The sequence below is a fragment of the Streptomyces zaehneri genome, from assembly GCF_032248645.1.
In the GTDB taxonomy this organism is placed as follows: Bacteria; Actinomycetota; Actinomycetes; order Streptomycetales; family Streptomycetaceae; genus Streptomyces; species Streptomyces coriariae.
Genome location: NZ_JASTTJ010000057.1, coordinates 1 through 6306, shown reverse-complemented (window position 1 = coordinate 6306; position 6306 = coordinate 1). Strand labels below are relative to the sequence as shown.

Below are 6306 nucleotides of genomic sequence, written 5' to 3'. Positions count from 1 at the left end.
GCGTACGCGCATGCCGTACGCGGAGGAAGCCGACGCCCTCGGGCCCGGATCCGGGCCGGGAGTCAGGGGGCCGGCGAGCTAGGCCTTGGCCTTCGCCTGGCCCTTGACAGTGATGTTGGAGCTGGTGGTGTCGCCCCTGTCCTTCGACTTGTCCAGGACCCACACCAGGCCGGCGATCAGCGCGAACAGCGCGAGGGGGGCCACCACGTAGAGGCCCAGCGTCTCGCCGACGCTCAGCCCCGGGCCGGGGTCGTCACCGTCGTCGCGGGTCAGCGCGAGCGCGGGGGACGACATGAGCAGCATCATCAGCGTCGTACCGGCAGCCAGGGCGCCGGCGCGCAGGGCGTTCTTCTTGTCCACGGTGCCCAAGTTAGCGAACGGTGTCGGGGAGCGCGCGCCCGGGGTGCCGTATGAGGCGCGGGGCGCTCGTGCGGCCGCCCGCGGGACTGCCGCCGTCGCACGCCTGTCGCTGCTCCGGTGCGGCCCCGAAAGGCCCCGTCCACCTCGCCCTCGGACTCCCGCTCGCACTCCGCTCGCACTCCGCTCAGGCCTCGGGCACTCCGCTCGGACTCCCGCTCAGGCCTCGGGCACTCCGCTCGGGCACCGCGCACTCCGCTCGGACTCCCGCTCCGGCTCCCCCTCCTGCACCCGCTCAGGATCACCCCTCCTGCACCCGCTCAGGCTTCCGTAGCGGCTTGGGCGGAGGCTTGGGCCGTGGGGCTGCCTCCAGCCGGGTCGGGCTCTTCCCGCAGCACCTCGATCAGCGCCCGCAGCCTCGGCGAGGCCGCCAACTCCTCCAGGGTCACAGGACGGCCCGTCGCGTCCGCGACCGGCAGCCGCCAGTTCGGATACTGGTCCCAGGTGCCGGGGAGGTTCTGCGGGCGGCGGTCGCCGACGCCGTCCGGGAGCCAGACGCCGATCATGCGGGCGGGGGTGCGCAGCAGGAAGCGGTGGACGGCCTGGACCTCGGCCTCCTCGGAGGAGCGGTCGCTGCCGCCGCCGGTGCCGGCCAGCAGTCCGAGGCGGGTGAGCAGGCCCATCCACTCCGCCGTGTCGTTGGCCGCCTCGGCGCGCTCCTCCTCCACGGGCCGGGTCAACAGGCCGAGCCGGTCCCGGAGTTCGACGTGCTCGCCGGTGAGCCGGGCGGCGGTGGACGGCAGGTCGTGCGTGGTGGCGGTGGCCAGACAGCCGTCGCGCCAGCGGTCTGGCGACAGAGGGCGCCCGTCACCGTCCCAGTCCCGTTCGAACCACAGCACGGAGGTACCCAGCACCCCCCGTTCGCGCAGCGTCTCGCGCACGCCCGGCTCTACGGTGCCGAGATCCTCTCCGATCACCACCGAACCGGCCAGGGAGGCCTCCAGGACCAGGACGGCGAGCATGGCCTCGGCGTCGTAGCGGACGTAGGCGCCCTCGGTCGGCGGCTCGCCCTGCGGGACCCACCACAGGCGGAACAGGCCCATGACGTGGTCGATGCGCAGGGCGCCGGCGTACCGGAACAGGGCCTTGAGGAGCCGCCGGTAGGGGGCGTAGCCGGAGGCGGCCAGCCGGTCGGGGCGCCAGGGCGGCAGTCCCCAGTCCTGGCCACGCGCGTTGAAGGCGTCCGGCGGTGCGCCCACCGACATGCCGGCGGCGAAGTACTCCTGCTGCGCCCACGCGTCGGCGCCCTCGGGGTGCACGCCGACCGCAAGGTCGTGCACGATCCCGACCGGCATGCCCGCCTCGCGTGCGGCGCGCTGGGCGGCGGTGAGCTGGGCGTCGGTGAGCCAGGCGAGGCGGGAGTGGAAGTCGACGCGGTCCATCAACTCGCCGCGGGCGCGGGTGGTCTCGGCGGAGCGCGGGTCCCGGAGTCCGGCCGGCCACCGCCGCCACCGCGACCCGTGCACCTCGGCGAGCGCGCACCAGGTGGCGTGGTCCTCCAGGGCCTGACCCTGCTCGGCGAGGAAGTCGCAGTAGGCGGCACGCCGGCCGGGGCCCAGCGGTACCCGGGCGATCAGTTCCAGTGCCTCGCGCTTCAGCTCCCACACGGCGTCACGGTCGATCAACTCGCCCTTCTCCAGGACGGCTTCGCGCAGTCGTCCGGCGCGGTCGAGCAACGCGGACCGCGGGTGCCCGTCGTCGGGGACGTACGCGAACTCGGGGACGTCCTCGACCCGCAGATGCACCGGGTCCGGAAAACGGCGCGAGGAGGGCCGGTACGGGGAGGGGTCCGTCGGGGTGCCGGGCACGGCCGCGTGCAGGGGGTTGACCTGCACGAACCCGGCGCCGAGCGCCCGCCCCGCCCAGGAGGTCAGCTCGCCCAGGTCACCGAGGTCGCCCATGCCCCAGGAACTCCGGGAGAGCAGGGAGTACAACTGGACGAGGAGTCCGTACGAGCGCCCCGTCGGCGTGGGCAGACGGGGCGGGGCGACGACGAGATGGGCGCGGCCGGTCCGCCCGTCGGGTGCGGTGACCGTCAGCTGATGCACCCCGAGCGGGAGTTGGTCGACGGAGTCGCGGCACTCGCCCTGCTCGGTCTCCACCCGCAGGGCGGTGCCCGCGGGGAGGGCGGCGAGCGCTTCGCAGGGGCTTCCGCGCCAGCACACCACCGTCGGCGGCAGCAGCCGCTCGCGCAGCTCCCGTTCCCGGGCGGCGAGCGCGGCGCGTACGGACTTCGGGGTGCCGGCGTCGACGCCGAGGGCGGCCAGGGCGCGGGTGACGGCACCGGCCGAGGCCGTGACGGTGCGGTCCGGGGAGGGCTGGTAGGAGGTGGCGACGCCGTGCAGCGCGGCGAGCCGGGCGAGTTCCTCTCCGGGGGGCGCGGTCATCTAGGGCCTCGTGGAGTCGGAGTCCGCGACGGCGAGCGGCGGCTCGCTGGTCAGGGGCTCGGCGTCGGGCAGCGGAGGTTCGCTGGTCAGCGGGGGTTCGGCACAGGTCCCCTCGGCGCTGAAGACGCCGAGGTAGGGGTCCTCGAGCTCGACGGCGGCGGACGGCTCCGCCAGGCGTTTGGAGCGGGCCGGTGCGATCACGGTGGCCTCCTCATCAGTACGGCATCGGATACCCCAGCCCTACCCAGCGGACGCGGGGACAGACGTCCTCACGTCATTACACGCCGCCATCCCCTCCCGCGGCCCGCGCCGACACGGCGGACCGGCGCGCGAAACGAGGACGCCCGACCGGGCACGACGCGCGATCGGGCCCTGCGGGAGCCCGCCTCACCCTTTCCAGCCCTCCGACCACCAGCCTCAGACCGCCTCCGACCGTCGTCAGGTCACCCTCAGACCTCCTCCGACCGCCCTCCGACCGCCGTCAAGTCACCCTCAGACCTCCTCCGACCGCCGTCAAGTCACCCTCAGACCTCCTCCGACCGCCGTCAAGTCACCCTCAGACCTCCTCCGACCGCCCTCCGACCGCGTCGTCAGGTCACCCTCAGGTCAACCTCAGACCGCCCTCAAGCGCGCAGGGCGGCGTCGAGATCGCGCATGAGCTCTCCCACGCGTCCGCCTCCGGGAGGTGCGGCCGGCAGTCGGCCGAGCACCGCGGCGACCTCCGGCGGCGCGTGCCGACACGCCCGTTCCAGCGTCCCCACACCGGCGGCGGTGCTCCCTGCGGCAGGGTTCCCCACGGCGACAGGCCGGTCCTCCCCCGCGGCCGGCTCCTCCGCGGCCAGGTCCCCCGCCGCCAGCTCCTCCGCTCGCGCCGCGTGCGCCGCCGCACCGAGGACGTGCTTCACCTGATGCGCGTTCGCCAGGGGATGCAGATACGCGGCGGCGGCCGCATGACTCGCCGCTCGTGCCGCGTCGGCCGCCGCGGGTGAGGCGGCCTCCTGTGCCGCCCGGTACGCCGCCCACGCGCTCTGCCGCAGGGCGCCCGTGCGCCGGCCGCCCCCGGCGAAGGCCTCCGCCGCTTCGACGGCGTCGCGAGGGCGTGGGTCGTCGGGCAGGCTCTGTTCGAATATCGGCAGCGTTCCGCGCGCGCAGCGGGCGGCGTAGCCCGCGATCTCACGCAGCTCGTGTTCGCTCAGCTCGATCTTGTCCGACTCGGTGGGCACGGCTCCATCCTGCCGCCGCCCGGACCCCGCCCGCCAGACCGTACGGCGCAGACCGGCGCCCACCGCGCCGGAACTGCGCGATCCGGCGCCCACCGGATCAGCACTCTGCGGGCCAGTACCCTCCGCACCAGCCCGTTCAGGCCGCAGCCGCGCCCTGCGTGACGACGATTCGACTCCGGGGGCACAGGAGACCCCCGGAGCCAGTCCCGCCCGGCTCGGAGGCCGTGGTGACGGGTTGTGAAGGTGCGGGCGACGCAATACGAAGACCCGGATCGTCAGGCGGAGATGCCGTCGATCCGGGCCAGAGCGTCATCCGCGCCGTACGGCTGCAAGTACGGCAGCCAGCGCGGGTCCCGATGCCCGGTGCCGATGATGCGCCAGGCGAGTCCGGAAGGTGGAGCGGGTTTGTGGCGCAGCCGCCAGCCGATCTCGACGAGGTGCCGGTCGGCCTTGGTGTGGTTGCAGCGACGGCAGGACGCCACGACGTTGTCCCACACGTGCTTGCCCCCGCGACTGCGCGGGATGACGTGGTCGACGCTGGTTGCGACGCCACCGCAGTACATGCACCGGCCCCCGTCCCGGGCGAAGAGCGCCCGGCGGGTCAGAGGAACGGGCCCCCGATAGGGAACCCGGACGAATCGCTTGAGCCGGACCACGCTGGGTGCGGGGACTGTGACGGTCGCGCTGTGCAGGAAGGCGCCGGATTCCTCGAGGGAGATCGCCTTGTTCTCCAGGACGAGGACGAGCGCGCGGCGGAGCGGTACGACGCCGAGCGGCTCGTACGACGCGTTGAGGACCAGGACATGCGGCACGGATGCCTCCTTGGGCGTCGGCGGCGCGTGGCTCGCGCCGGGACGATCTGTGGTCAGTCTCCCCTCTTGCCTGGTGGACGCGCCACCATGTGCCGGTAACGGGCTGGGAGTGTTTTCGACCACACCCTGTTGTCTCCCCGGGATCATGGCCGGTTCAAGCGCAGGTGAGGACCGTCTCTCCTTCACGGAACGCGCCGGACCACACACGATGCCCCGTTAGTGTGGTGGTTCTGCCCGTCCGGTGACCTTTCCGTGACCTCGCAGGGCGTGTCGCCCTTGACCGCCGCGCCGAATGGAGCAGTGCAGCACCTGGAGGTACCTGCCGTGTCCTTGCCCGCCGTCCTACTGGCCGCCGACGCGTCACCGTCGCCGACTCCCTCGGAGTCGCCGACCGCCGTGACCGTCCCGTCCCTCCAGGACGCCCAGGAGAGCGCGACGAACGCGGCCAGCTGGGTCGAGCAGAACTGGTCGACCTGGCTGGCGATCGGTCTGCGCGTCCTGCTGATCCTGGTGATAGCGGTGGTGCTGAGAGTGGTGGTGCAGCGGGCGATCACCAAGCTGATCGACCGGATGAACCGCACCGTCTCCTCGGTCGACGGCACGGCGCTCGGCGGGCTGCTGGTCAACAACGAGCGGCGGCGTCAGCGCTCGCAGGCCATCGGCTCGGTGCTGCGTTCGGTGGCGAGTTTCGTGATCCTCGGCACTGCCGCCCTGATGGTGCTGGGCACCTTCGAGATCAATCTGGCGCCGCTGCTGGCCTCCGCCGGTGTCGCGGGCGTGGCGATCGGTTTCGGCGCGCGCAACCTGGTCACGGACTTCCTCTCCGGTGTGTTCATGATCCTGGAGGACCAGTACGGCGTCGGTGACCAGATCGACGCGGGCGTGGCCACCGGCGAGGTCATAGAGGTGGGACTGCGCGTGACGAAGCTGCGCGGCGCCAACGGTGAGATCTGGTACGTCCGCAACGGCGAGGTCAAGCGGATCGGCAACCTCTCACAGGGCTGGGCGACGGCCGGCGTCGACGTGACCGTCAAGGCGTCCGAGGACCTCGACCTGGTCAAGGCCACCCTGGACGAGGTCGCCGAGAAGATGAGCAAGGAAGAGCCCTGGAACGAGCTCCTGTGGAGCCCGATCGAGGTGCTCGGCCTGGACAGCGTCCTGCTCGACTCGATGGTCGTCCGCGTCTCCGCGAAGACGATGCCCGGCAAGGCCCTGGCCGTCGAGCGGGAGCTGCGCTGGCGCGTCAAGCGCGCCTTCGACGCGGCCGACATCCGCATCGTGGGCGGCGCGACCGCCCCCGTCACGGAGGATCCGGCCGACCCGACGGCCGCGGTCGCGGCCCCGTCGGTGTTCTCCAACGCGGACTCGCCCCAGTCGGCGGCGGCGACACCGATCACACAGCCCCGGCCGGCGACCCCGGCGAAGTAGCCCGTACGGCGGATGGCCGCACCCGGAGAGATCCGGGTG

Annotated in this window: 6 protein-coding genes; 1 reads left to right on the top strand and 5 read right to left on the bottom strand. The window is 73.1% G+C overall.

Features of this window, described 5'->3' with window-relative positions; all coding sequences use genetic code 11:
* Nucleotides 1-78 precede the first annotated feature (78 nt).
* The 5 genes from QQM72_RS40555 to QQM72_RS40535 form a co-directional block, all read right to left on the bottom strand.
* Nucleotides 79-360 (bottom strand): hypothetical protein, encoded by a 282-nt coding sequence (locus QQM72_RS40555; RefSeq protein WP_314225819.1) that lies wholly within the window; start codon nucleotides 358-360, stop codon nucleotides 79-81.
* A 317-nt stretch (nucleotides 361-677) separates the two neighbouring features.
* Nucleotides 678-2804: a 4-alpha-glucanotransferase gene (malQ, locus tag QQM72_RS40550; protein ID WP_314225818.1), complete on the bottom strand. Its 2127-nt coding sequence runs from the start codon at nucleotides 2802-2804 to the stop codon at nucleotides 678-680.
* Complete coding sequence (locus tag QQM72_RS40545; RefSeq protein WP_399080439.1) at nucleotides 2805-3035, bottom strand: hypothetical protein; 231 nt, start codon at nucleotides 3033-3035, stop codon at nucleotides 2805-2807. It abuts the gene before it with no gap.
* Between the two features lie 392 nt (nucleotides 3036-3427).
* Nucleotides 3428-4027, bottom strand: coding sequence for a putative immunity protein (locus tag QQM72_RS40540; RefSeq protein ID WP_314225817.1), 600 nt, complete (start codon nucleotides 4025-4027; stop codon nucleotides 3428-3430).
* A 275-nt stretch (nucleotides 4028-4302) separates the two neighbouring features.
* A complete protein-coding gene (locus QQM72_RS40535; protein ID WP_020127877.1) occupies nucleotides 4303-4839 on the bottom strand; it encodes an HNH endonuclease in 537 nt (178 codons plus the stop codon).
* A 324-nt stretch (nucleotides 4840-5163) separates the two neighbouring features.
* Here QQM72_RS40535 and QQM72_RS40530 point away from each other — a divergent pair, with 324 nt between their 5' ends.
* A complete protein-coding gene (locus QQM72_RS40530) occupies nucleotides 5164-6267 on the top strand; it encodes a mechanosensitive ion channel family protein (RefSeq protein ID WP_314225816.1) in 1104 nt (367 codons plus the stop codon).
* Nucleotides 6268-6306: the final 39 nt, after the last annotated feature.

Excerpts from the sequence above, each read along its gene's own strand:
- malQ (WP_314225818.1), bottom strand. The coding sequence starts at position 2,804 with ATGACCGCGCCCCCCGGAGAGGAACTCGCCCGGCTCGCCGCGCTGCAC.